The following is a 25,131-nucleotide window of genomic DNA, read 5'->3' as shown; positions in this document are numbered from 1 at the left end:
GAGGCGTGGACCTCCAGGCGTTTCGTCAGCTGCTCGATCCGGCGGGGCAGAAGGCTCTGGCCGAGGCCGTGGAACTCGTGACCGCCGGCGCCGGCCCGCTCGCGGCGGCGAGCGCCCTTCGCAGGACGCACTCCGCGGCGCTGACCTCGGCGGCGCTCACCCAGGCGGGGCTGCGCGAGCGGGCCAAGACGAAGTTCGGCGACGACGCCGCCGTGATGTATTTCACGCCCCATGGGCTGGAGCAGGCCACCCGCGCGGAGGTCGCCGCCCACCGGGCCCGTCGCGCCCGCCAGGTCACCGGCTCGGCCGCCCCCAGAGTCCTCGACGTGTGCTGCGGGATCGGAGGCGACCTCATCGCCCTCGCCCGCGCGGGCTTCGCCGTCGACGCGGTCGACCTCGATCCACTGACCGTCGAGGTCGCCCGGGCGAACGCCGCCGCTCTTGGCCTCTCGGGTCTCGTCGACGTCCGTACGGCTGACGCCGCCGAGACGGATCCCTCGGGCTACGACCTGCTGTTCGCCGACCCCGCGCGGCGAGGGGCCAGGGGCCGGGTCTTCGACCCGATGGCCTACTCCCCCACCTGGCCCGCCGTGCTGGACCTGGTCTCACGGGCGAGCGCGGCCTGCCTGAAGGTCGCCCCCGGCATCCCGTACGAGTTCATCCCGGAGGGCGCGGAAGCCGAGTGGGTCTCCTTCAAGGGCGAGGTCAAGGAGGCCGCGATCTGGGTGGGAGCGGGGACGACCGGTCGACGCGCGACCATGCTGCCCTCGGGGACGACGCTGACCCCGTCCGGGACGGGCGTGGAGACGGGGCCGGTGGGCCGCTACCTCTACGAGCCCGACGGCGCGGCGATCCGGGCCCATCTGGTCGCGGAGGTGGCCGCGATGGTCGACGGCCGTCTCCTGGACCCGAGGATCGCCTACATCACCGGCGACCGCCTCGTCCCCACGAAATGGGCATCGTGCTACGAGGTCACGGAAATGATGCCGTTCTCGCTCAAGCAGCTCAGAGCCACCCTCAGAACCCGGAAAACAGGAAACGTCACCATCAAGAAGCGCGGTTCCGCAGTTGATATCGAGCGATTGCGGAAAGACCTCCGGCTTTCCGGGGGAAATTCGGCCGTCGTCGTGCTCACCCGCATTGAGGACCGACCGTACGTCCTGCTCTGCAAGCCATCTGAGCTGGGATGATGCATCGGGACTGACCGGCTGGGTTATTACGAAACCGGGCAATCCACCGAGAATTGCGATCTTTTACAGTCCACCCCAAAGCCGTGCCGTACAGGGCCTACAGTTGGCCGCGCGGCCACGTCCGCCTATTCGTATCTCCGCGAGACCGGACCGATACCGCGTCGGCGAGTGAAGGAGCTTTCCCGGTGGACCACTCCAGCCACACCCTCCTCCAGGCGGGAAGCCAGACCGCCATCTCCGACCGGATGCGCGAGTTGCTGGCCCGCGCGGCGCAGGACCACGTCTACGAGCAGCGCACCCAGGGAGCCGTGCTGGACGAGATCCGGCAGCGCCTCGAAGGCATGGAATGGCTGCTCCGCGAGGTGCGTGAGCGTGAGCTCGGAAGCCTCAGCGGCGCGCTCGAGGTGGTCACCGGGCGGCTCGACGACATGACGACCCGGCCGCCCGCGTGGGCCGAGGGCCTCGCCCAGCACATGGAGCTGCTCCGCGACCGGGTGGACGAGGTGAGCACCCAGACCCAGGGCGTCGCCGACCTGGTGAGCGAGTTCACCCAGCGCCTCGGCCAGGTCCACGGAAGCATGGAGGCCGCCGGGGGCCGCTTCACCCGGCTCGACAAGGCCGTGACCGAGCTGACCCAGCGCACCGAGAGGCTGGAGGGCGCGGTGCTCGACCGCCTGGACACGGTGGACGACCGGGTCGAGGCCGTCACCGAGCGGCTGTCGAAGCTGCCCTCCGAGCTGGAGATCGGCGACCTGCGCACGGCTGTCGCGGAGATGAACGTGGACATCACCGCCGCCGCGACCGCGATCGCCCCGCTGCTCGACGCCATCCGCGCCCGGCCCGACCGCGACGAGCTCACCAAGGCCGTCTCCGGAGCGCTCTCCGCCATCGTGGAGCCCGCCACCACCGACGTGGCCCGCCGGCTCTCCGCACTGGAGGAGACCATGCTGGCCCTGGCCGAAGCCCTCCTCCGCCCGGCACGCAATCCGAACGACTGAGCACCGGACGCACCCGGCGTGACCCGCTTCCCGGCGTGATAACCACCCGGCAGCCGGGCGGCAGCGGCCCCCCGCGCGAGTTCGGCCTGGGCGGCCACGCCGGCGTGAAGGGCCCCCGTGGCGGCGGACCGCCGGAACGCGTCAGACGTGGATGGCCGTGATGGGAAGGGACGAGTCGGCCGGGATTTCGAGCGAGGAGGGCTCCACTCCGGCGGCCAGCAGTTCGGACCCGAGCGCGGCGACCATCGCGCCGTTGTCCGTGCAGAGACCCGGGCGGGGAACGCGGAGCCGTACTCCCGCCGCGTCGCACCGCTCCTGGGCCAGCGCGCGCAGCCGCGAGTTCGCCGCCACGCCGCCTCCGATCAGCAGGTCCTTGACGTCGTAGCGGGCGCAGGCCTGCAGCGCCTTGCGCGTGAGCACATCCACGACCGCCTCCTGGAACGACGCGGCGACGTCGGCCACCGGCACCGTCTCGCCCGAGGCGACCCGGGCCTCCACCCATCGGGCGACCGCCGTCTTCAGGCCCGAGAACGAGAAGTCGAGCGTGCCGTCGTCGAGCTTGCCGCGCGGGAACGCGACGGCCGCGCCCGACCCCTCACGGGCGGCGCGGTCGATGTGGGGGCCGCCGGGGAAGGGCAGGCCGAGCACGCGGGCCACCTTGTCGAACGCCTCTCCCGCGGCGTCGTCCACGGTGGAGCCGAGCGAGACCACGTCCTGGGCGACATCGGGCACGAGCAGCAGCGACGAGTGCCCACCGGACACCAGAAGCGCGATGGCGGGCTTCGGAAGCGGGCCGTGTTCGAGCTGGTCGACGGCGACGTGGGCGGCCAGGTGGTTGACTCCGTAGAGCGGCACGCCCAGGCCCAGCGCGTACGCCTTGGCGGCGGCGACACCGACCAGCAGGGCGCCGGCCAGGCCGGGGCCGGCCGTGACCGCGACGGCGTCGATGTCGGAGAACCGTAGACCCGCCTTGGCGAGCGCGCTCTCCACCGTGGGCGTCATGGCCTCCAGGTGGGCGCGCGAGGCGACCTCGGGCACCACGCCGCCGAAGCGGGCGTGCTCCTCCATGCTGGAGGCGATCGTGTCGGCCAGCAGAGTGTGGCCTCGGACGATGCCGACGCCCGTCTCATCGCAGGACGTCTCGATTCCCAGGACAACCGGCCCGTCAGGCCTGCTCATGTCCGCTCCCTCGTTCACCGAGCTCACCGAGGAGCTCCCTCACCATCGTGATGGCGTCCGTACCGTCGTCGTAGTAGCGCCGCCGGAGCCCGAACCGCTGAAAGCCGAACCGCTCGTACATCGCCTGGGCGGGCACGTTGTCCGCTCGCACCTCGAGGAACACCGTGGTCGCGCCACGCCGTACGGCCTCGGCGAGCAGCGCCTCCATGAGCGCGGCTCCGATCCCCGACCTGCGGTGCTCGGGCAGGACGGCGATCGTCTGGATGTCCGCCTGGTCTGCCGCCGCGGCCAGCCCGGCGTACCCGACGATCGTGTCACCGACAAGCGCGACCACGTAGTGCCGGGTGCGCGGCTGGTCGTTCAGCTCGCCGCGCATCATCCCCTCGCTCCAGGCGTCGGAGGGAAAGGTGCTGCGCTCGATCGCCATGATCGCGGGCAGGTCGTCCAGGGTCATCTGGCGCAGTACGGCTTGCGCGGTCATCGTGCCACCGGGTTCGTCCCGCCCGTCACCAGGCGACCCAGACGTCCGCCGCCCAGATCCGCGCCGCCCAGATCCGCGTCACGTGGAGCCATGCCGCCCGGATCCGCGCGGCCCTGGGCTTCGGCGCCGTTCACCGTGCCCTGCCCGTCGCGCGGTCGTGGAGGCCGGTGGTCACGCGGTCACCTTCTTGGGCACGCCGGGGATCTGGGCGTCCGGCCGGCGCAGGTAGATCGGCCGCGCCGGGCCGAGCACGGCCAGCTCCCGCGCCTTCTCCACCGAGTCGACGCGCCCCTCCGGCACCCGCGCGAGCTCCCGCGCCTGGTCCGGACTCAACCCGGCGAGATGCTCCGCCGCGAGAGCCGCCAGCGCTCCGGCCGATGGGTGATCCGGGCCGGACACCCGGCTCGGGCCGATGATGTCCGCGTACAGCCGGCCTCCGGCTCCGACGACCGGCAGGTTTCCGGGGAGGTCGTGGGGCCTGTCGACGCGCGGACCGTCAAGGCGGGTCCTGGCGTCGCCGTACCTCGCCCAGAAGACCTCCTTGCGCCGCGCGTCCGTCGCCACGAGGAAGGGCCCGGGCATGTCGGCGGCGTACGCGAGCGCGTCGAGGGTGCAGACGCCGAGCGCGGGCACCCCGGCGGTCGTGGCGAGCGCCGTGGCGGTCATCAGGCCGACCCGGAGACCGGTGTACGGCCCGGGGCCGGTTCCCGCGACGATCGCGGTCACGTCCCTGAGCGTCGCGCCGGAATCGCCGAGGACCCGCTCGATGGCGGGAGCGAGGAGCTCCCCGTGCCGCCGAGCGTCGATCGTCGTCGACTCGGCCAGCACGCGGCTGCCATCGTGCAGCGCGGCCGTCACGGCGGGGGTTGCGGTGTCGAAGGCCAAGACAAGCACGAACGTCAAGCGTAGTCGCTGTACGGCACGCGGAAGCCGCGTCCGGCCATGTGGGGCCCGTTCCCCCCGGCTCGGGGGCGTTGGAGTGATCAGGCGTCGCCGATCAGGGAGGCGTAGACGATGACGTTGTCGCGGTACTGGTGGTGCGTCCAGTCGAAGTCGCCCCCGCAGGTGATGAGGCGCAGCCCGTCCTCGGCGTAGACGCGTTCGGCCGGGAAGCTGTCCTTGGGCACCCGCTCGACCGAGTCGACCCGATACTCGGCGGTCTTGCCGTCACTGCGCAGCACCTTGACCAGCGCGCCTTTCCGCAGGTCGCGCAGGCGGAAGAACACGGCGGGGGCCGTCTTGGTGTCGACGTGCCCGATGATGACCGACGCTCCGGCGTCGCCGGGGACGGCGCTGCCGGTGTACCACCCTGCGGTGGACGGCTTGTCGAACGGCGGCAGCTCGACGTCGCCCTGGTCGGAGAGCCCGAGCTTCATGAGCGGCGCCTTGAGGCTGAGCGTGGGGATGTCGATCCGCTCGGGCACGACCGGCGAGCTCGGGGCAGGCTGCGTCTCGCTCTTGCCGCCGCCCGCCGCGAACAGGGCCAGCCCGGTGACGATCCCGGCCACGATCACCCACCGGGATGAAACCGCCAAGGTTAGGCCCCTGAACGCCTACGGTGGGCCACCCCGATGCCGACACCGAGAGCGGCCAGCAGCACGATCACGGTGACGCCCGTCGGCAGGCCTGAGTCGTCAGTCGGCCCCCCCGCCGCCGTCCCGCCGCCGCCGGCGTGGGGCGCCCGCGTGGGGAACTTCGTGTGCGTGTGGGTGGGCGCCGCAGGCGCGACGATCCGGAGCGAGGCGCTGCCGATGTCGTTGGTGGCCTCGCACCGCACCTGGACCTTGTAGCCACCGGGTTTGGCGTCGGCCTTGACGGTGGCGCCGCCGGTGACCTGCGGGACGCCGGGCGTCGCGGGCGAGGGCGTGGCGGAGCGGGTCGCGGCGGGCGGGACCAGCGTCACGAGGCCAGTGAAGGCGTCGGAGCGGGCGGTGGCGCGGTATTCGGGGCCGCCCTGCGGGAACGGGCAGCGAGCCGTGATGTGAACGGTCCTGGTCGCCCCTCCGACGATCTTGGACGGCGTCACCTCGACGTGGATGTCCTGGCGGGAGATCGTGACGATCGGCGACGGCAGCGCCGGAGTCAGCGTGATCGTGGGGCTGGCCGCCGCCGTCTGGGCCTGCGCCGAACATCCGAGCGCGCCGAACAGGACCAATCCCGCGACGGCGACCTGCGTGACCCTGCTCATCGGCCCACCCCTCCCACGCCCGGTCATCTACCCAGAAAATCTATGCCAATCCATGGCTAAGGATCTTCTTTTCGCTGATGATCCATAGGTTTCAGGAGATGAGTCAAGGACTGCGCCGATTACGGGCCTAGATCGCCCACATCACGCCCCAAAATCGCCGTGATCATGCACAGGTTCCCCGGCATGTGGTACACGCTGCGGACCCAGCCTGCGTGATCATGCACAGATTCCCCGGCATGCCATACACGCCGCGGACACACCGTGCGTGATCATGCGCGGGTTCCCCACTGGGCAGACGGTGCGGCGGGTGAGCCGGACGCGTCAGACGGTGGCGGTGGACCAGCGGGGCCCGACGCCGTGGAGGCGGACCAACCGCCGCTCGCCTTCGTCGCCGCGCTCGATGTGGATCTCCAACCGGTCTTCCGAGAGCCCCTCGACCAGGCCCTCGCCCCACTCGACCACCGTGACGGACTCGTCGAGCGAGGCGTCCAGGTCCAGGTCGTCGACCTCCAGGAAGCCGCCGAGCCGGTAGGCGTCCGCGTGCACCAGCGCGGGGCCGCCCGACAGCGACGGGTGGACCCGGGCGATCACGAAGGTCGGCGAGGTGATCGGGCCGCGGACTTTGAGGCCCTCGGCGATGCCCTGCACCAGCGTGGTCTTGCCCGCTCCGAGCGGCCCGCTCAGCACGACGAGATCCCCGGCTCGGAGGAGCGTGGCGACCCCCGCGCCCAGTGCCCGCATCTCCTCGGCCGTCGCCGGAGCGAGCTCCCCGCCCGCGATTCCGGAAAAGTCCGCAAACGCCGCGCCGCTCATGCGTCACCCCGCTCTGCCCGCTTCAGCAGCTCGCGGAGGGCATCGTTGACGATGTCGGGCCGCTCCAGCTGAACGAGGTGCGAGGCGTCCGGCACCGCGGTGAGCTGCGCGGTCGGTACGGCTGCCGCGATCGCCCTGCTGTGGTCGAGCGGCGTGAGCCAGTCGCGCTCGCCGACGATGATCGCGGTGGGGACCTTGTCGAGAACGTCGAGTGCCTTGAGCTTGTCGTGCGACATGAGAGCAGGATAGAAGTCCGCGATGACCTCTGCGGGGGTGGCGCGAATCATCGACTCGACGAAGTCGACCACGGTCGGGCTCACGTTCTTTGAATCCCCGAAGCCGAGGTAGCGCAGCGCGAGGAACGACAGGTCGGTGCCGACCTCACGGCCCCGGTCCACCAGCGTGCCGTTCTTGCGCATGACCGCGACCGCCTGGGGCACGGCCCGGTGCACCAGCTTGGAGACCAGGGCGGGAAGGCCGAGGGTCATCTCGGCGAGCTTGCCCGCCGAGGTGGAGATCAGGGACACGCCGCGGACCTTGTCACCGAACAGCTCGGGCCGGTGGTCGGCCAACGCCATGATGGTCATGCCGCCCATGGAGTGGCCGACCAGCACGCAGGGGCCGGGGACGAGCTCTTCCAGCACGAGGGCCAGGTCCTCGCCGAGACGGTCGATGGTGCAGTCCTGCGCCTCGCCCCGCGCCGACTCGCCATGACAGCGCTGGTCCCACACGACGATGCGGTGGGTGTCCCGGAGGTCACGCCGCTGGTAGTGCCATGAGTCCGAGGTCAGGCAGTAGCCGTGGCACAGGACCACGGTGAGGGGCGCGTCCTCGACGCCGTCGACCTCGGCGTGGATCCGCACACCGTCGGACGTCGTCAGCGTCACCGGACGTCCCCTGAGCTCGCCGAACGGCTCGCTGGCCTCCAGATCGGGGCGCAGCCGGATGCGGCCGACGGCGTATCTCTTGGCCAGGGCGGCCCCGGCCACGCCCGCCGATGCCGCACCGACGACGGCTCCGGCGATGCCGACCCTGCGACGTGTGCTCATACCTGCTCTCCTCGCAACCGCGGCTCAGCCTTTCCACGCAGCCCGTCCACGTGGACGCGGGGCACGCGGGATCCGATCCTCGTCACGATCTCATGAGTGATCGTGCCCAGGGAATCCGCCCATTCCTGACATGTCGGCTCGCCATTGTCCCCGGGCCCGAAGAGAACCACTTCGTCGCCCTCCTCCACCGCGTCGTCACCGCAGTCGATGACGAACTGGTCCATGCAGACCCGCCCGGCGACGCGCCGCCGCTTCCCGGCCGCCAGCACCTCTGCCTGATTGGTCGCGCCCCGCATGATCCCGTCCGCATACCCGAGCGGAACGAGAGCAAGCGTGGTCTCCCGCTCGGTCACGTAGAGGTGGCCGTATGACACTCCCGTGCCCGCCGGGACCCGCTTGACGTTGGCGAGCCTGGCCGTGAGGGTCATAGCCGGGCGGAGCCCGAAGTCGCCGAGCTCGGGGATGGGGCTCAGGCCGTATACGGCGATGCCGGGACGGACCATGTCGTACCTGGTCCGGGGCAGGGTCACCGTGGCGGCCGAGTTGGCGATGTGCCGGATGGCGGTGCTCGGCACGCCCGACTTGTCCGCGATGGCCAGTGCCTCGTCGAACGCGGAAACCTGCCCGTCGATCGAGGGATGGCCGGGGATGTCGGCGCAGGCGAAGTGTGACCAGAGGCCGGCGATCTCGATGGCTCCCCCGGCCTGTACGGCGAGCGCCCGGTCCACGAGCGCCGGCCAGTCCGCCAGCGGCGCCCCGCCGCGCGAGATGCCGGTGTCCACTTTGAGGTGAACCCGGACCGTCCGCCCGGTGCGGTCCGCGGCGGCGGCGATCTCGTCGAGCGCCCAGGGCGCGCCCGCGGACAGCTCGATTCCCTGGACGGCCGCGTCGTCCAGGGGCTCGCCCGGCGTGATGATCCACGACAGGATGGGCGCGGTGATCCCTGCCTCGCGCAGCGCCAGGCCCTCCTTGAGGAACGCGGTGCCGAGCCGCGTGGCCCCCGCCTCCAGGCACGCCTGAGCGACGGGTGCCAGGCCGTGTCCGTAGGCGTCCGCCTTGACGGCGGCCATCATCGCGACACCGGGCGCGTGCCCCGCCAGAAGCTCCACGTTGTGCCGGATCGCGGCAAGATCCACCCGCGCCTCGGCCGGGGTGACCAGGGGCGCTGTCGAAAAGCTCATTTTCCCAGTGTGTCAGGTGGCTCGACGTGCCCGAGACCGATCGGCGCCCCCATCACAGCGCCCGGATGGCGTCGGGGAGCGCCATGACCACGTCCAGCGCGGCGATCGGAGCGCCCGCACGCCCGTGAGCCCTGCCCTCGCCCCGAGGTGGAATGCCGCCCGTTGCGGCGATCCTGGCGGCCAGGCCGTGGAGGTGGGCGGCGCACGAGGCGGCGTCGTAGCCGGTCAACCCGGCGGCCAGCAGCGCTCCCGCGATGCCCGACAGAACGTCTCCGGTGCCTCCGGTGGCGAGCCAGGGCGTGCCGGTGGTGTTGACCCGCACCGGCCGGTGCTCCTCGGCGATGAGGGTCGTGGAGCCCTTCAGCAGCACGGTGACGCCCAGCTCGGCCGCGGCCCGCCGCACGTGCTCCAGCCGCCGGGCCTCGATCCGCTCTCTCGGCACGCCGAGCAGGCGCGACAGCTCGCCCGCGTGCGGGGTGATCACCGTGGGGGCGGTCCTGTGCAGCAGCGTCCGCTCCTTGGCCACGAGCGTCAGCCCGTCGGCGTCCACGAGCACGGGAACCGCGCTGGCCAGCACCGCGCGGGCCACCGCGTGCGCCTCCGAGCCCGTGCCGAGCCCCGGGCCCAGCACCCACGCCTGCACCCGCCCGACGTCGTCGAGCGAGCTCTTGAGCATGAGCGACGCTTCCAGGACGGTCGTCACGGCCTCCGGCCAGCGGGCCCTGACCTGCCGGACCGGCTCGATCGAGCTCGCGAAGCGCACCAGGCCCGCCCCCGCCCGGATGGCGCCGCCGACCGTCAGCACGGCCGCCCCGGTGAACCGGTCGCTGCCCGCGGCGATCCCGACGACTCCCCGGCGGTATTTGTCGGATTCCGCGCCCGGCCAGGGCAGGAGCTCGGCCACGTCCTCGTCGGTCATCGCCGCCACATCCGGGTCGGGCAGGTAGGGCCCCAGCCCGATATCCACCAGCTCGACCGTGCCCGCGTGAGAGGCCCCCGGATCGATCAGCAGGCCGTTCTTGTACGCGCCGAACGTCACGGTGACGTGGGCTCTGACCGCTGGCCCCTCGACCCGGCCGGTGCTCGCGTCCACCCCACTCGGCACGTCCACCGCCACGACCAGGGCCGGCGTCTCGGCGGCCATCCGCGCCAGCGTGCCGTACGGCTCCCGCAGCGCGCCGGTGCCGCCGATGCCGACGAGCCCGTCCATGACGAGGTCGGCGCCCTCGATGAGCTCGCGGGCCTTCTCCCGGTCGTATTCGGCCGCCCGGCCGCCGGCGGTCCGCAGCGCCGCCAGACCGCCTTCGTGGGTGTGCGATCCGGCCAGGATCGCGACGACCCGGGCGCCCCTGCGGGCCAGCCGGGCGCCGGCGTGGAGAGCGTCGCCGCCGTTGTCCCCGCTGCCGATCAGCAGCGTGACGCGCGAGCCGTACACCGTGCCGTGGACGCCGGTGAGCAGGCCGGCGGACACGACGGCGAGCCCGGCGGCCGCTCTCTGCATCAGCGTGCCCTCGGGGAGTCTGGCCATGAGCGCCAGCTCGGCGGCCCTGATCTGGTCAGAGGTGTACGCGGTCCGCATGCGTCCGACGGTAGCCGCAGGAGATCACGGACGCGATCACCGCCCCCGGCCATTCGGGGGGGATCCCTATGACTCGGCGATCACGTAGGCGATCGCCACGCCGCCGTCGTGGGAGAGGGACACGTGCCACCTCTTCACGCCGACCTCGCGGGCCACCTCAGCGGCCCTGCCGGTGATCCGTACGGCCGGCCTGCCGTTCTGGTCTGTGACGACCTCGGCGTCGAGGTGGCTGAGGCCGGGCGGGGCGCCGAGGGCCTTGGCGATCGCCTCCTTGGCGGCGAACCGCACGGCCAGCGACTTCATGGGCAGGCCGCTCTCGGCCTCGGTGAACAGCCGGGCCCGCAGGGCGGGCGTGCGCTCCAGCGCCGCCGCGAAACGCGCCACGTCCACCACGTCGACCCCGATGCCCACGATCACGTGGCCAGCCTAATGAACGACCACCATTCCCCCTTTCGCCGTGGCGTAATCCATCGATTTTGTCCACAGGCTGTGCACGACCCCGCGGGGGCCGGCGCGACGGCGATGAGTACGCTTGGCCGACGTGGCAGATGGGGACGCGTACGTCGAGCTCGGCAGGGCCCAGTGGGGAGACCTGCGCAAGAACACGCCGCTCACCCTCACCGAGGCCGAGCTGGAGGAGCTGCGGGGTATCGACGACCCCATCGACCTGGCCGAGGTGACCGACATCTACCTGCCGCTCACCCGCCTCCTCAACCTCCACTTCACGGGCTCGCGGCAGCGGAGCGCGGCCGTCGGCGCGTTTCTCGGCGAGCGCGAGGAGCGCGTGCCGTACGTGCTGGGCATCGCGGGGAGCGTCGCGGTCGGCAAGTCGACCACCGCGCGCCTGCTCCACACCCTGCTCGCGCGCTGGCCCGAGCACCCGCGGGTCGAGCTGGTGACCACCGACAGCTTCCTCTACCCCAACAAGGTGCTGGAGGAGCGCGGGATCATGCACCGCAAGGGCTTCCCGGAGAGCTACGACCGGCGGGCGCTGGTGCGGTTCGTGGCCGGGGTCAAGGCCGGCCGCGCGTCGGTGGACGCCCCGGTTTACAGCCACCTGGAGTACGACATCGTGCCGGGCGCGACGCAGACGGTCCACCGGCCGGACATCCTGATCGTCGAGGGCCTCAACGTCCTGCAGCCGGCCCCGCCGACGGCGCTGGCCGTGTGCGACTACTTCGACTTCTCGATCTACGTGGACGCCCGCGTCGAGGACATAAGGGCCTGGTACGTCGACAGGTTCCACAAGCTGCGCCGTACGGCCTTCTCGGATCCGAAGTCCTACTTCACGCACATCGCCGAGTTGTCCGACGAGGAGGCCACCGAGTTCGCGAAGAACGTGTGGCGTGACATCAACGAGCGCAACCTCGTCGAGAACATCGCCCCCACCCGCGGCCGCGCGGGGCTGATCCTCAGCAAGGGCCCCGACCACTCCGTCCGTCGCGTACGGCTGCGCCGCACCTGAACGGGTGCGTCCGGGCGCTCGGCGGGCGTGCGGGTACGACCCCGGCGTGATTGGCAACTCATCCTTGTGATGGAGGCCCGGCGGCGGCTTCAAGCGGTACTGTCACGATCATGGCAATCCTCGCTACAGAGGGTCTCACCAAGCGGTTCCCCCGGGTCACGGCGCTCGACGAGCTGACGGTCATGGCCGGGACCGGGGTGACCGGCCTCGTCGGCGCCAACGGCGCGGGCAAGTCCACCCTCATCAAGATCCTGCTGGGCCTGCTGCCCCCGACCTCGGGGCGCGCCCGGGTGCTCGACCTCGACGCGGCCACCCACGGCCTGGAGATCCGGCGCCTGGTCGGCTACATGCCCGAGCACGACTGCCTGCCGCCCGATGTGTCGGCCACCGAGTTCGTCGTACACATGGCCCAGATGTCCGGCCTGCCGCGCACCGCCGCCCGCGAGCGCGCCGCCGACACGCTGCGCCACGTCGGGCTGCACGAGGAGCGCTACCGCCCCATCGGGGGCTACTCGACGGGCATGCGGCAGCGGGTCAAGCTCGCCCAGGCCCTCGTCCACGACCCCCGGCTGGTCTTCCTCGACGAGCCGACCAACGGCCTCGACCCACAGGGCCGAGACGAGATGCTCGCGCTGATCAGGCGCATCGGCACCGAGTTCGGCATCAGCGTGCTCGTCACCTCTCACCTCTTGGGCGAGCTCGAGCGGGTCTGCGACCACGTCATCGTGATCGACGCCGGGCGGCTGCTGCGGTCGTCGGCCATCGGCGACTTCACTCAGGCCAGCCAGGCGATCGCCGTCGAGGTGGAAGACGGTCTGGAGCCCCTGGTGGAGCGTCTTGGCGGGCTCGGCGAAGCGGTAGCCGTACAGGGCCGCCTCCTCACCGTTCAGGTGCCCGCCGACGCCGACCCCGGCCGCACCTACGACGCCGTGCGCGACGCCGTGTGCGATCTGGGCCTCAACCTCGTGCGGCTGGAACAGCGCCGCGGCCACATCGAGGACGTGTTCAAGGAGCCGGTCGCATGACGTCCGAACCGACAGCGGTCATCCACGACATCGGATACCGCCATTACGAGGGCGCGAGACTGGGCCGCGGCAGCGCCGCGCTCGCGCTCGCCGTCAACAGCCTGCGCGGCGTCTTCGGGCTCGGCCGTACGGCACGGGCCAAGATCATGCCGTTCCTGCTGGCGACGATCATGCTGCTGCCCGCCGTGGTGTCGATCGCGGTCATGGCCCTCCTCAAGCAGGACGGCCTGCCGTACCCGGCGTACGCGGTGACCATGCAGGCCGTGCTGGCGATCTTCCTGGCCGCCCAGTCGCCCTACCTCGTCGCGCCTGACCTACGGTTCCGCGTGCTGCCGCTGTACTTCTCCCGCCCGGTGACGGTGGTCGACTACATCGGTGCGAAGCTGGCCGCGCTCGCGGTGGCGATGTTCCTGCTGATCGCCGTGCCGCTCACGCTGCTGTTCGCCGGCGAGCTGCTGGTGGACCGGCCCGGCCCCCCTCACACCTCGCAGTATCTGGCCGCCATGGGCGGCGCCGTGGTCTACGCGGTGCTGCTCGCCGCGATCGGCATCGCGCTCGCGTCCCTCACCCCGCGGCGCGGGCTCGGCGTGGCGTCCGTCATCGCGTTCTACCTGTTCACCTCGGCGGTGTCGGCCGTCTTCTTCGGCGTGCTCCTGTCGATCGGCCGGGAGACCGCCGCCAAGTGGGCGATGCTGATCAACCCGTTCTTCCTCGTCGACGCGGTGCAGGTGGCGCTGTTCGGCACGGACCCGTCCAACGGGGAGGGATACCCGCCCGGCCTTTGGGCGTGCCTGATCGTGCCGGTCGTGATCGCCGTTGCGGTGGCGGGCATCCTCCTGCGCTACCGGAAGGCGGCCTCCTCGTGACCATGACCACTTCTCCGGTGACCACCGGACAGGGCGTCGTCCATCTCGCCCAGGTGTCCCGCTGGTATGGCAACGTCGTGGCGGTCAACGACGTCACGATGACGATCGGGCCCGGGGTGACCGGCCTGCTCGGCCCCAACGGCGCGGGCAAGTCCACACTGCTGCACATGATGGCGGGCTTCCTCGCGCCGTCGAGCGGCACCGCCACGCTGAACGGGCAGGCCATCTGGCGCAACCACCAGATCTACCGGCTCATCGGGCTGGTGCCCGAGAAGGAGGGCGTCTACGGCTTCCTCACGGGCTGGCAGTTCGTGCTGTCCGCCGCCCGGCTGCACCGGCTGCCGTCGCCCGCCGAAGCCGCCGCCCGGGCCCTCGACCTGGTGGAGATGTCGGGCGCCAAGGACCGCCGGATCGAGACCTACTCCAAGGGCATGCGCCAGCGCGTCAAAGTGGCCGCCGCCCTGGTCCACGACCCCCGGGTGCTGCTGCTCGACGAGCCGTTCAACGGCATGGACCCCCGCCAGCGGCTCCACCTCATGGAGCTGGTCCGCCGCATGGGCGAGGAGGGCCGGACCATCCTGTTCAGCTCGCACATCCTCGAAGAGGTGGAACGGGTCGCCCAGCAGATCGAGGTCCTGGTCGCGGGCCGGCACGCCGCGTCGGGCGACTACCGCGAGATCCGGCGGCGGATGACCGACCGGCCGCACCTCTACCGGGTGAGGTCCAGCGACGACCGCCGGCTTGCCGCCGCGCTGGTCGCCGACGCCTCCTCCAGCGCCGTCTCCCTCACCGAGCAGGGGCTGGAGGTGCAGGCCGTCGACTTCCGCCGCTTCACCTGGCTGCTGCCGAGGGTCGCCCGCGACATAGGCGTCCACCTCTGGCAGGTCTCCCCAATCGACGAGGACCTGGAAAGCGTGTTCTCCTACCTGATCTCCCCCCACCCCTAACCCGGCGTGATCATGCACACCTTCCCATATGCCCAGGCCCCCGCCGTGGTGATCATGCGTAAACTCCCGCCCATACGGCCTGAGCAGCAATGACGCTATTCGTGATCATGCACGACAGATATTCACGGGTGCCGGAGAGCAGTCGAGCGGAGCGAGACGAATGAACACAGTCGTGGCCGACATCACCTATCGGGCGATGCTCGGGCGGAAGAGGATCTGGCTGCTTGTGCTGCTTCCCGTGGCACTCGTCGCCATCGCCGCGCTGCTCAGGCTGATCGGCGGCTCCGACGAGCACACGGCCGTCCTGCTGATGAAGACGTTCGCGATCGGCACGATGCTGCCGCTGCTCGGCCTCATCGCGGGGACCGGCGTGATCGCGCCGGAGATCGAGGACGGCACGATCATCCATCTGCTGGCCAAGCCGATCTCCCGCCCGGTGATCGCCGTGACGAAATTCATCGTCGCCGCGTCGCTGGTGGCGGTGTTCGCGGCGGTGCCCACGTTCATCGCCGCCTACCTGCTGATCCGCGACGAGTCGGGCGTGGCGTACGGCTTCACACTGGGAGCGCTGTTCGGCGGCGTGGCCTACGCGGCGGTGTTCCTGCTGCTGGGCGTGATCACCCGTCATGCCGTGACGGTGGGTGTCATCTACGCGCTGGTCTGGGAGGGCCTGGTGGGCGGCTACGTGCCCGGCGCCAGGAAGTTCTCCATCCAGCAGTGGGCCCAGTCGATCGCCGACCAGGTCTCCTCGTCGCCCTTCTTCAAGACCGACGTCAGCCTCGGCTTCGCCGTACCGGCGATGATCATCGTGACGCTCGGAGCCCTGCTGTGGGCGGGCACCCGGCTCCGGTCCCTCTCAATCACCGGCGACGATTAAGCAGAGTAGGCAGGACACCCTTGTGACCAGCGACGTCGCGGAGTCGCCCCAGCACCTCTTGGCGCGCTACTTCGAGATGTGGAACACCGGCGACTCGTCGATCGCCGTTGAGATCCTCAGTCCCGATTGGATCGACCACGCCCACCCCGAGATGACTGGCCCGCAAAGCGTCCAGCACGCCGTCGAACGGATCCGAGCGGCGCAACCCGACCTCAGGTTCCAGATCGACGCCGTTCTCGGCGATGGTGACCTGATCGCCGTCGTCGGCAGGGCCGGTCGCCACCCTCTGGACCAGTCGCAGGCCAGCCGACTCGTATGGCTGATCCGTCTGGAAGACAGCCGGATGAGGGAGATGTGGACCTACCGCGACACGAGCAAGTAGCCGAACCCCGACTCATTGACGGCACTCCGGCAGCGTCCGCTGGCCGGTTTGAGGCCTGGAAACTGAAAGGGAACGGCTTATGCCCGAGGACGTAAGCCGTACGTACCTTTGGCGCAGGCTGTGCGGACGACCTCGGCGAGGTGGCTCGCGGCAACGAAAGCCATCGAGCCTGGCGAACCTGGGAGATCAGGCGAAGATTTCGTCCGCGGAGCCGACAACGGCCGCGCGACGGATCCAGGTGTCCAGCAACGCCAGTTCGTTGCACTGCTCAATGCGATCGCGGGTGTCGGGAGAGATCTCCAGGCCACGGCTCTCCAGCACCATCAGGATCGACCTGGCCTCGCCTTGCGCCTCGCCTTTCGCCTCCCCTTCTGCGCGACCTATCTCGCGGCCCTTGGCCTCGCCCTCTGCACGGCCCTTGGCCTCGCCCTCTGCGCGGCCCTTGTCCACCCAGTGGGACAGGTACCGGCCCGCGATCTCCTCGTAGTCACGGGTCGTGGTCATCATCGCCTCCAGATGCTTGCGCGCCACGTTGGGTAGCACCGCCATCACGTAGCTCAAATATAGCTTCGCCCGGCCCTGATCCAGAGTGGCCAACCCGGCCAGCATCGCTTCCATCACCGGGCCGGCGTCGGCCGTCTCCGCATGTGCGGTGGCCGACAGCACTGCCAGCTCGGGACAGGATCGCGCCTGTTCATGGTCGGTCACGAGCGGGATGAGGCCGGGATGCACGGCCAGCGGGGTAATGGTCCCACTGGGACCCAGCGCGATCTCGCGCTCGCACCAGCGGGCCACCGTCCGATCCGGGCAGATCACCAGAAGCGCGGTCGCACAGCCCAGCCGTGCCCGCAGCACCGTCGCGTACACGGGCCAACTGAACGACTTGCGCGCGTCGTGACGTTGCTGCACCTCCACGATCAGCGCCATGCGGGCGCTGCCGGCCTCGTCTCGCAATACCACCACCGAGTCGGCGCGGAACTCCACCGGCGCGAGCTGTGAGCAGTCCACCGCCTCCACCTGGGCGGTGGCGAACGGCGGCGGTTCGATGCCCACGGCATGGCGCAGAAGCTCCACGGCGGTCATCGGCCGGTTGTGGATCAAGTCGATCGGGAGTTCATGATCGATAGTAGGCACGGCGAAAATATTACTCTAAGCGAGGAGTTGATTGCTTAGAGTTTGCAGATCGTCCCCGCGGGGCGTAGAGGCCGCCGACGTCCGGCCACAGCACAAGAAGGAACCCCGCCGGAAGGCTCTCCGGCGGGGTTCCTCGGGGTTTCTCAGGCGCAGGCTGTGCGGACGACCTCGGCGAGGCGGCCCGCGACAGAAGCGGCCGTGTCGGGGGCCTCGGCCTCGACCATGACGCGGATCATCGGCTCGGTGCCGCTCGGCCGGATCAGCACCCGGCCGGAGTCTCCGAGCTCTGCCTCGGCCCTGGCGACGGCCGCGACCAGCTCGGGCGCGGACGCCTTCGCCTTGTCGACGTCGCGGACGTTGATGAGGACCTGGGGCAGCTTGGTCATCACCGACACGAGCTCGGCCAGCGAACGTCCCGACCTCACTACCTCGGCCAGCACGTGCAGCGAGGTGAGCAGGCCGTCGCCGGTCGTGGCGTGATCCAGCATGATCACGTGGCCGGACTGCTCGCCGCCGAAGTTGAACCCGCCCTCCTGCATCGCCTCAAGGACGTACCGGTCGCCCACGGCGGTCTCCACCATGGTGAGCCCGGCGTTCCGGAGCGCGATCTTGAAGCCGAGGTTCGACATCACGGTGGCGACGACGGTGTCCCGCACGAGCCGCCCGTCGGCGTGCATCGCCAGAGCGAGAACGGCCATGATCTGGTCGCCGTCGACCTCCTGGCCGTCGCCCGTCACCGCGAGGCAGCGGTCGGCGTCGCCGTCGTAGGCAATCCCGAGATCGGCGCCACGCTCGACGACGGCCTCCTTCAGGGCGTCCAGGTGGGTCGACCCCACACCGTCGTTGATGTTGAGGCCGTCGGGCGCCGCGCCGATGGTCTCCACGACCGCACCGGCCCGCAGGAGCGCCTCCGGAGCGACCATGTGCGCCGCGCCGTGCGCGCAGTCGACGACGACCCGCAGCCCGTCGAGGCGGTGGGGCAGGGTGGTCAGCAGATGCGCGACATACCGGTCGGCCTCGCCGTACGCGTCCCGCACCCGGCCCACGGAGGAGCCGACCGGGCGGTCCCACTTCTCCCCGAGCCGCTGCTCGATCTCGTTCTCCACCGCGTCGGGAAGCTTGTAGCCCCCACGGGTGAAGAACTTCACGCCGTTGTCGGGCGCGGGGTTGTGCGACGCGGAGAGCATGACACCGAGGTCGGCTCCCAGAGCGGATGTCAGATACGCGACCGCCGGGGTGGGCAGCACGCCGAGCCGGAGCACGTCCACGCCGGACGACGCGAGGCCGGCGACCACTGCGGCCTCCAGGAACTCTCCTGAAGCCCGCGGGTCCCGGCCTACGACGGCGATCGGGCGGCCGCGCCGCCCGACGCTGGCGTGGAACGCCCCGGCATCGCCGAGGACATGAGCCGCGGCCACGGACAGGTCCATGGCCAGCTCGGCTGTGAGGTCGCGACCAGCGACCCCACGTACCCCGTCGGTGCCGAAAAGGCGCCCCAACTTAACGCTTGCTGTACTGCGGAGCCTTACGGGCCTTCTTGAGGCCGTACTTCTTCCGCTCCGTGGCGCGGGCGTCACGGGTGAGGAAGCCGGCCTTCTTCAGCGGCGGGCGGTTGACTTCGGCGTCCAGCACGGCGAGCGCGCGGGACAGGCCCATGCGCAGGGCGCCGGCCTGGCCGGTCACGCCACCGCCGTCGATGCGGGCGATGACGTCGAACGCCTCCTCGGCACCGAGCACCACGAAGGGCTCGTTGACGATCTGCTGGTGGACCTTGTTCGGGAAGTAGACGTCCAGCGAACGGCCGTTGATCGTCCACTTGCCGGTGCCCGGCACGATGCGGACACGGGCGACGGCCTCCTTCCGGCGGCCGGTGCCGTACGAGTTGCCCGTGGTGACGGGCTTGCGCACGGGGGCGTCGCCGGCGGGCGCGGACTCAGTGGTGTACTCGGACGGGAACTCCTCCGCGGAGAAGTCGTCCGGCTCGCCCTCGACGAGCGTCTCGATACCGGTGGGCTCGGCCACGGTTCTCCTCTTACTTTCCTGGCTCGGCGTTACTGGGCGATCTGGGTGATCTGGAAGGACACCGGCTGCTGAGCCTGGTGCGGGTGCTCGGCACCGGAGTAGACCTTGAGCTTCTTCGCCATCTTCCGCCCAAGGGCGTTCTTGGGCAGCATTCCCCTGACCGCCTTCTCGACGGCTCGGTCCGGGCGCTTCTCCATGAGCTCGCCATAGGCCACGGAGCGCAGACCGCCGGGGTAGCCCGAGTGGCGGTACGCCTTCTTCTGCTCGAGCTTGTTTCCGGTCAGGGCGACCTTGTCGGCGTTGATGACGATGACGAAGTCACCCGTGTCGACATGCGGGGCGAAGATCGGCTTGTGCTTGCCGCGGAGCAGGGTGGCGACGTGGCTGGCCAGCCGGCCGAGCACGACGTCGGTGGCGTCGATGACGTACCACTGACGCTCGACGTCGTTGGGCTTCGGTGAGAACGTGCGCACGGCAGTGCCTTCTGTCGGGATGTGAACTCTCGGTAGGTTGCGCAGGCACGGCGACAACCTCCGTCTCCACGTATATGGGAGAAGACGCCGGACGCGCCGTGCACCGGTCCTCAGTCAGACCGATCCACACACAACGAACTAGCAGACTACCGAGCGCGAGGCCACAGGTCAAAACGCGGCACCCGGGCCGCCCGCGGTGACCGGACCGAGAACACCCTCGATGCCGATTCAGCGCGCACGCCCGGCGGCAAGCCGCCGCGGGGCGCGTAGGCGGTCGTACGTCTCATTTGAACGTTCAGGAAATACTTTCCCGCTGGCCCCTTCTTCCCCATGCCTCAGATCCCTATATTTGGCTGCGGTATGTGGCAGACCCCTCACACCCGGCATACCCAACGGACGTCCCGGCGCGGGACTCACTTGGGCCTGTTCGCGTGCGTTGTGGCCGTCCTGCTGCTGGGCGTCGTCATCGGCCGCGTCTCCATGGCGAGGGACGGCTCCAACGAGGTCTACCTGCGCAACTCCGAGCCCACGCCCACCCACGCCGCGGCCGGGAGCCGCAGGTACCGCCCGCCGCTGGACCATGTCATGCGCGCCCACTCGCCCACCGCGAGCACTCCGGCCGGCTCGATCACCAGGCCGACGCGCAAGCCGTCCACGATGATCGACGGCTCGGCCGGTGACGGACCGCAGTGGAACTCCTTCACTCCGGAGACCACCACCGGGGACTCGGGCGGCGGCAACGACGTCACGGGCTTCCCCGGCATGGAGAACGAGGTCGTCCGGCTGGTCAACGCCGAGCGGCGCAAGAAGGGCTGCGCCGCCCTGCGGGTGGATCTCCGCCTGGTCCAGTCCGCCCGGGTCCACTCTGCGGAGATGGCCACGACCAACCATTTCGAGCATTCCTCCCCCAACGGCGGCACGCCCTGGGACCGCATGGGCGCGGCGGGATACAAGGACGGCGGCGCGGAGAACATCGCCCGGGGCTACCAGACCGCGGAGGAGGCCGTGCAGGGCTGGATGGCCAGCCCCGGCCACCGGAACAACATCCTCAACTGCCAACTGGTCGCGACCGGCGTGGGAGTCAACTTGGGCACGGGTGGCCCGTGGTGGACCGAGGACTTCGGTTATTCCTGACCCTTCCTCATGTGTCCTGATAGCCGACTAATCTCAGGCGCATGGGTTATCCCGGCGACCAGCAACCACATCGCCAGCCGCATCTCCCCTCCGACCAGCCCCGCTGGCGGGACGCTCCGCCGTACGAGGCCGCAGACGACGCCTCGCCGTACGGCTCCGCGGGCCGGCGCCGGCGCGAGGCCTCCCCGTTCGAGCGAGAGCAGGTCCAGCCGTACGACGAGCGGGACGACTCCACCCCATACGGAACCCCCGAAGCCCCACGGCGTGAGGCGCCGCCCTACGCGGGAGGGCGCTGGCGGGATGAGCCGACGGGCGGCCCGGGAAGCGGCCCCGGCTCCTCTGGGATCATGGACGAGCCGGCGCACGACAGGCGATCGGCCGCGGCGTCCGTTCCACCGCCCCCGGAGCCGATGTGGGACCCCGACGCCCCCGTCCCCCTGTGGCGTCGGCCGCTCGTGCTGGGGGCCGCCCTCCTCGCGTTGATCGGCGCGCTGTTCCTCGGCCTGTGGGTGGCCGCCCGTGGCGACAAGCCCGTCCGCACGGTGACCGCTCCCACGCCCTCGCCGCTCGTCCCCTCCGGGCCCGGAGGCCAGTACGGCTACGCGGGCTCCCGAGCCACTGACAAGGCGCCGCTGTCGGCCAGGGAACTGTTCGGCAAGAAGAAGATCGGCGAGGGCGCACAGTCGTACGTCATGACGGTGTGGCGCAAGGAGAAGTCGTGCGCCGACGGGATCACCGGTGAGAAGATCGCCAAGGCGCTGCGGGCGGGCCGCTGCACGCAACTGATCCGTGCGAGCTTCAAGAACAGCAAGGGCACGATCATCGGCACGGTCGGCGTCGCCAACCTCAAGACCTCCGCCGCCGCGAAGAAGGTCGCCTCGGCGGGCGGCGGCGGTGAGCGGAAGGACTACCTGAAGCCGCTGCCCGGCAAGGACGACGCCACCAAGCGGCTCGGAACGGGTGAAGCGTACGCGGGCGGCTGGACGCAGGGGCACTACGCGATCCTGCTGTGGTTCCAGTTCAAGGACGGCCACAAGCCGAGCAAGCCCGAGTTGAAGCGGCTCTACCAAGCGGCCGTGGACATCACCGACAAGACAGTCTTTCCTGCCCTGGACACGCGGGCTCTGACCGGTAACCGCGGCTGAGGCTGGCGATTTCTTACAGGTTGTATAGGGCGATGCGCCCGGATAACAACCGCCTTGACCCCATACGTAAACGCCCATAGCGACACGGCGATCTCGTCTGCGCCGATACGCTTCCGGATATGCGTGGCCAGGATTCCGGTTCCGAGCACGAACACGATACGGCGTGGACTCGCCGCGAGTCGGACGCCGACAGCTCGGCGGCACCCGCTATGCCACCGCCGAGCTTCGGCCAGCCGCCCGTCGGCGAAGGCGGGGCGTGGAGCCCCGATGACGAGGCCTCGGCCTACAGCTGGTTCGCGGTTCCGCTGGCACAGGGCGACGAGGAACCCTGGCAACAGGGCTCTTCCTCCGTCCACCCGCCGGCCGACAACTCCCGCCCGTCCAACGCCTTCTACGCATCCAGTGCCTATCCCGGGCACGCCGTCTCAGACGCCTCCGCGCCTGGACCGGACGGGAACGCTTCGGACCCCGCCTACGCGCGGCCCAACGCCTTACCTGTGTCCGAGGCGGATCCCGGCCATGCCGGTGGATCACCCACGCCTGCGAACGCCTTTCCGGCGTCAGCCGGCTCCTTCTCCGCACCGCCCGCTGCCGAGCCCGCCCACGACGAGTCCGAGGACACGAAGCGGTTCAGGACGGTGTCCGGCCTCCCCCCGTCGTCGCAGGCCCACGCGGTCTCTCCGCCTCCCGCGTTCTTCGGCGGCCCCAGATTTCCCCAAGAGACCGGCCTCCCCCAGGAGACCGGACGCCACGACGCCTCCGGCTCATCTGAGGCCGCCACGTCGTCGGCACAACCCTTGGGTACGGCGTGGCCCGGGGCAGCCGAGCCGGCGAACGAGCCAACGCGGGAATGGCCTCCCGCCAACGCCCCGGTTGTTCCGGCGGCTCCGGCGGCTCCGGCGTGGCAACCCCCACCGGCGTTCGGTGCGGTCCCGCCGAGCGCGCCAGTGCCACAGGCCTGGCCTCCAGCCGTAGAAGATCCGGCCGGCCAGGCATGGTCTGACCCGGCGGCTCACAGAACCGGCGAACCGACCTGGCCCGCCGCAGGCGCCCACCCCTCAGGTGAGAGCCCTCACGCCACCGGCCGGCCCACATGGCAGCACACCCCTCAGCCACCCCCCGTACCCGGCTGGGCTGACGCGACGACTGACGCGGGCGAAGCCGCTACCTGGCAAGGGCACACCCCCCAGCCACCCGCCGAACCCGCGTGGCAGGACCACACCCCTCAGCCGCTCGCCGCACCCGGCTGGGCGGACGCGACGGCTCACTCCACCGGGGAACCGGCCGCTTGGCCGACCAGAGAGACCCGGCACCCCGGTGAGCCTCCGTGGCCTCAGGTGGGTGGAGGGACATCAGGAGGCGGGTGGCCGCCTCCGTGGAACCCGCCGAGCCCTGCGAGCTCCGAGCAGCATGGTGCCGAGGCCGGAGGTCAGCCGTCCAACGAGCCACCGCCGGCCGACAACACCTGGCCCGCACGACAGGCCGTCTGGCCCGCTCCCGTCCCGGAAACCGACGTTGACCCAACCACGCCGGCGTGGCCTGGTCAGGCCACAGCCAACGGGACGACCCCCGGGACGCCTACCTCCTGGCCCGGCCGCGACACCTCCGCGGACGCCTGGTCTGGCCCCGGCACCTCAGCGGAGGCGCAACCGTGGCGGGGCGAGCACGCCTCCCCCGGCCGGCCCGAGTGGTCGCATGGCACCCTCCCCGCCCAGGAGGCCGCCACGCCTTCCCATGACGCCGTGGGAGGCGACCACCCGACCTACGGCGAGGCAGGCCACCCGGGCCACCCGACAGGACCCGAAGACCAGGCCCACCACGCGAACACGACCGGCACCTACCATCCGACCGGCACACACGGGCCTGCCCACAACGCCGGAACGGCCCACGACGCCGTGCCTGGTTCGGACGAGACCAGCGCGTCCGCCGACGGCGTGAGCGGTGGCACGGACGTGGCCGGTACGGGTGTGCCCGGCGCGGGTGCGTCCAGCGCGGTTGAGCAGTCGCCGCATGCCGAGCCAGCACAGCTGTCCGCCACGCCGACCTACGAGGGGCCTGGTGGTCGTCCGGAGCCGGAATCGCCGTCGGCTTCGGCTTCCGGGTCGGCGTCGGCTTCGGCGTCGGATAGGCCGTTCCGGGCCGGAGAGCCTGGTGACATTCCCGTGTGGCCGCCCAGGCTCCCCGGTGAGACTCCCAGCCTCTCTGGTGAGGGATCCGCACTGCCCGATCAGGCCGCCCAACTCTCCAGCGGTGCATCCGCGTTTCCAGCCGAGACGCCCGGACTCCCAGGCGAGACGCCGGGGCTGCCGGGCCCGGCCGCCGGCCCCTCTGCCGAAGCGCCAACCGACGAAACCCCCGGGCTCCCGAGCCAGACGTCTGGTCTCCCGGGATCGACCGCCGGCGCCCCGGCCGGGGCACTCCCGCTTTTCGGCGAGACGCCCGAAGCGGCAGCGCAGGAAGCAACCGATCACCCGGACGCACGGGCACGGGAAGCGGTCATCGCGGAGAGCGCCGAGCAGGACGCGTCCCACTTTGCGAGCGGCGACGGCGAGGCGGCGCAGAGCACGATGGCCGGCCAGGCGGAAGCCGTACCGCCGGCTCCAGGCGGGATAGCGGGCCCCACACCTGAGGCGACGTCGGCTTCCTACGGCCCGGCAACTGAGCAGCCCCAGAGCGAACCCACGCACCACATCGCGCCCGAGCACGCACACGGACTCGCGTACCGACCCCTGCATGAGCCGCCGCTCGAGCCACAGCAGGAGCCGCTGCACGGTGTCCTGCACGGGCCACTGCACGGGCCACTGCACGGGCCCGGGCAGGACACCGACACCGTGCCAGGAGGTGCGGCCAGGCAGCCCGGCGCCCACCGGAGCGTCATCGAAGGACCCGCCGGAGCCGCGGCGCCCCTTAATGCTCCGGGGACCGTCGGTGACCCGGCGGGCGTCGGTGATTTGGGGCCTGACGCGCGAAGCGACGTGCGGCCCATCGTCAGTGGAGACGTTC

General features: G+C 70.8%; 24 protein-coding genes. 10 read left to right on the top strand and 14 right to left on the bottom strand.

From position 1 onward, the window contains the following. Positions 1 to 5: 5 nt before the first annotated feature. Together N5079_RS00340 and N5079_RS00335 are read left to right on the top strand one after the other, a co-directional pair. Positions 6 to 1,190 (top strand): class I SAM-dependent methyltransferase, encoded by a 1,185-nt coding sequence (locus N5079_RS00340; protein ID WP_261581837.1) that lies wholly within the window; start codon positions 6 to 8, stop codon positions 1,188 to 1,190. A 185-nt stretch (positions 1,191 to 1,375) separates the two neighbouring features. After that, positions 1,376 to 2,188 (top strand): hypothetical protein, encoded by an 813-nt coding sequence (locus tag N5079_RS00335; protein WP_261581190.1) that lies wholly within the window; start codon positions 1,376 to 1,378, stop codon positions 2,186 to 2,188. A gap of 141 nt (positions 2,189 to 2,329) precedes the next feature. Here the strand turns inward: N5079_RS00335 and tsaD are convergent, their stop codons facing one another. From tsaD to N5079_RS00285, 10 genes are all read right to left on the bottom strand, one after another. Next, on the bottom strand, positions 2,330 to 3,367 hold the full coding sequence (gene tsaD, locus N5079_RS00330) for a tRNA (adenosine(37)-N6)-threonylcarbamoyltransferase complex transferase subunit TsaD (RefSeq protein ID WP_261581189.1): 1,038 nt from the start codon (positions 3,365 to 3,367) through the stop codon (positions 2,330 to 2,332). Next, complete coding sequence (gene rimI / locus N5079_RS00325) at positions 3,354 to 3,848, bottom strand: ribosomal protein S18-alanine N-acetyltransferase (RefSeq protein WP_261581188.1); 495 nt, start codon at positions 3,846 to 3,848, stop codon at positions 3,354 to 3,356. The genes tsaD and rimI overlap by 14 nt, the downstream gene beginning before the upstream one ends. 171 nt (positions 3,849 to 4,019) lie before the next feature. After that, entirely contained in the window at positions 4,020 to 4,742 is a 723-nt protein-coding gene (gene tsaB / locus N5079_RS00320; RefSeq protein ID WP_261581187.1) for a tRNA (adenosine(37)-N6)-threonylcarbamoyltransferase complex dimerization subunit type 1 TsaB, read from the bottom strand. Positions 4,743 to 4,831: 89 nt separating this feature from the next. Continuing rightward, on the bottom strand, positions 4,832 to 5,383 hold the full coding sequence (locus N5079_RS00315) for a class F sortase (RefSeq protein WP_261581186.1): 552 nt from the start codon (positions 5,381 to 5,383) through the stop codon (positions 4,832 to 4,834). Between the two features lie 2 nt (positions 5,384 to 5,385). Then, positions 5,386 to 6,036 (bottom strand): hypothetical protein, encoded by a 651-nt coding sequence (locus N5079_RS00310; RefSeq protein WP_261581185.1) that lies wholly within the window; start codon positions 6,034 to 6,036, stop codon positions 5,386 to 5,388. Between the two features lie 321 nt (positions 6,037 to 6,357). Beyond that, positions 6,358 to 6,849: a tRNA (adenosine(37)-N6)-threonylcarbamoyltransferase complex ATPase subunit type 1 TsaE gene (gene tsaE, locus N5079_RS00305; RefSeq protein ID WP_261581184.1), complete on the bottom strand. Its 492-nt coding sequence runs from the start codon at positions 6,847 to 6,849 to the stop codon at positions 6,358 to 6,360. Further along, entirely contained in the window at positions 6,846 to 7,898 is a 1,053-nt protein-coding gene (locus N5079_RS00300; RefSeq protein WP_261581183.1) for an alpha/beta fold hydrolase, read from the bottom strand. The genes tsaE and N5079_RS00300 overlap by 4 nt, the downstream gene beginning before the upstream one ends. Next, positions 7,895 to 9,079, bottom strand: coding sequence for an alanine racemase (alr, locus tag N5079_RS00295; protein WP_261581182.1), 1,185 nt, complete (start codon positions 9,077 to 9,079; stop codon positions 7,895 to 7,897). The genes N5079_RS00300 and alr overlap by 4 nt, the downstream gene beginning before the upstream one ends. Positions 9,080 to 9,131: 52 nt before the next feature. Beyond that, positions 9,132 to 10,658 (bottom strand): NAD(P)H-hydrate dehydratase, encoded by a 1,527-nt coding sequence (locus N5079_RS00290; RefSeq protein WP_261581181.1) that lies wholly within the window; start codon positions 10,656 to 10,658, stop codon positions 9,132 to 9,134. A 66-nt stretch (positions 10,659 to 10,724) separates the two neighbouring features. Further along, positions 10,725 to 11,075: a holo-ACP synthase gene (locus N5079_RS00285; protein WP_261581180.1), complete on the bottom strand. Its 351-nt coding sequence runs from the start codon at positions 11,073 to 11,075 to the stop codon at positions 10,725 to 10,727. Positions 11,076 to 11,199: 124 nt separating this feature from the next. Between N5079_RS00285 and coaA the strand changes: the two genes are divergently transcribed. The 6 genes from coaA (at position 11,200) to N5079_RS00255 (ending at position 16,220) form a co-directional block, all read left to right on the top strand. Further along, the gene (gene coaA, locus N5079_RS00280) at positions 11,200 to 12,123 is read left to right on the top strand and encodes a type I pantothenate kinase (RefSeq protein WP_261581179.1); all 924 of its coding nucleotides are present in this window, start codon (positions 11,200 to 11,202) and stop codon (positions 12,121 to 12,123) included. Between the two features lie 110 nt (positions 12,124 to 12,233). Further along, entirely contained in the window at positions 12,234 to 13,148 is a 915-nt protein-coding gene (locus N5079_RS00275; RefSeq protein ID WP_261581178.1) for an ABC transporter ATP-binding protein, read from the top strand. After that, positions 13,145 to 14,014: an ABC transporter permease gene (locus N5079_RS00270; RefSeq protein WP_261581177.1), complete on the top strand. Its 870-nt coding sequence runs from the start codon at positions 13,145 to 13,147 to the stop codon at positions 14,012 to 14,014. The genes N5079_RS00275 and N5079_RS00270 overlap by 4 nt, the downstream gene beginning before the upstream one ends. 2 nt (positions 14,015 to 14,016) lie before the next feature. Continuing rightward, positions 14,017 to 14,961: an ABC transporter ATP-binding protein gene (locus N5079_RS00265; RefSeq protein WP_261581176.1), complete on the top strand. Its 945-nt coding sequence runs from the start codon at positions 14,017 to 14,019 to the stop codon at positions 14,959 to 14,961. A gap of 160 nt (positions 14,962 to 15,121) precedes the next feature. Continuing rightward, a complete protein-coding gene (locus N5079_RS00260) occupies positions 15,122 to 15,838 on the top strand; it encodes an ABC transporter permease (RefSeq protein WP_261581175.1) in 717 nt (238 codons plus the stop codon). A gap of 22 nt (positions 15,839 to 15,860) precedes the next feature. Further along, positions 15,861 to 16,220, top strand: a complete 360-nt coding sequence (locus tag N5079_RS00255) for an ester cyclase (RefSeq protein WP_261581174.1) — start codon at positions 15,861 to 15,863, stop codon at positions 16,218 to 16,220. 186 nt (positions 16,221 to 16,406) lie between these two features. Here the strand turns inward: N5079_RS00255 and N5079_RS00250 are convergent, their stop codons facing one another. The 4 genes from N5079_RS00250 to rplM all read right to left on the bottom strand — a co-directional run bounded on the left by N5079_RS00250 (position 16,407) and on the right by rplM (position 19,849). After that, positions 16,407 to 17,354 (bottom strand): hypothetical protein, encoded by a 948-nt coding sequence (locus N5079_RS00250; protein WP_261581173.1) that lies wholly within the window; start codon positions 17,352 to 17,354, stop codon positions 16,407 to 16,409. Between the two features lie 143 nt (positions 17,355 to 17,497). Next, complete coding sequence (glmM, locus tag N5079_RS00245) at positions 17,498 to 18,853, bottom strand: phosphoglucosamine mutase (RefSeq protein ID WP_261581172.1); 1,356 nt, start codon at positions 18,851 to 18,853, stop codon at positions 17,498 to 17,500. A gap of 1 nt (position 18,854) precedes the next feature. Then, on the bottom strand, positions 18,855 to 19,376 hold the full coding sequence (gene rpsI / locus N5079_RS00240; protein ID WP_261581171.1) for a 30S ribosomal protein S9: 522 nt from the start codon (positions 19,374 to 19,376) through the stop codon (positions 18,855 to 18,857). Positions 19,377 to 19,405: 29 nt separating this feature from the next. Next, complete coding sequence (gene rplM, locus N5079_RS00235; protein WP_261581170.1) at positions 19,406 to 19,849, bottom strand: 50S ribosomal protein L13; 444 nt, start codon at positions 19,847 to 19,849, stop codon at positions 19,406 to 19,408. A gap of 417 nt (positions 19,850 to 20,266) precedes the next feature. Here rplM and N5079_RS00230 point away from each other — a divergent pair, with 417 nt between their 5' ends. Then, positions 20,267 to 20,983, top strand: coding sequence for a CAP domain-containing protein (locus N5079_RS00230; protein ID WP_261581169.1), 717 nt, complete (start codon positions 20,267 to 20,269; stop codon positions 20,981 to 20,983). Between the two features lie 41 nt (positions 20,984 to 21,024). Then, positions 21,025 to 22,128, top strand: coding sequence for a hypothetical protein (locus N5079_RS00225; RefSeq protein ID WP_261581168.1), 1,104 nt, complete (start codon positions 21,025 to 21,027; stop codon positions 22,126 to 22,128). Positions 22,129 to 25,131 lie beyond the last annotated feature (3,003 nt).

It is taken from the genome of Planotetraspora sp. A-T 1434 (assembly GCF_025420585.1).
Taxonomy (GTDB): Bacteria; Actinomycetota; Actinomycetes; order Streptosporangiales; family Streptosporangiaceae; genus JAOEGB01.
Note: the sequence above shows the minus strand (reverse complement) of the source record. Positions and strands in the feature narration are given on the sequence as shown.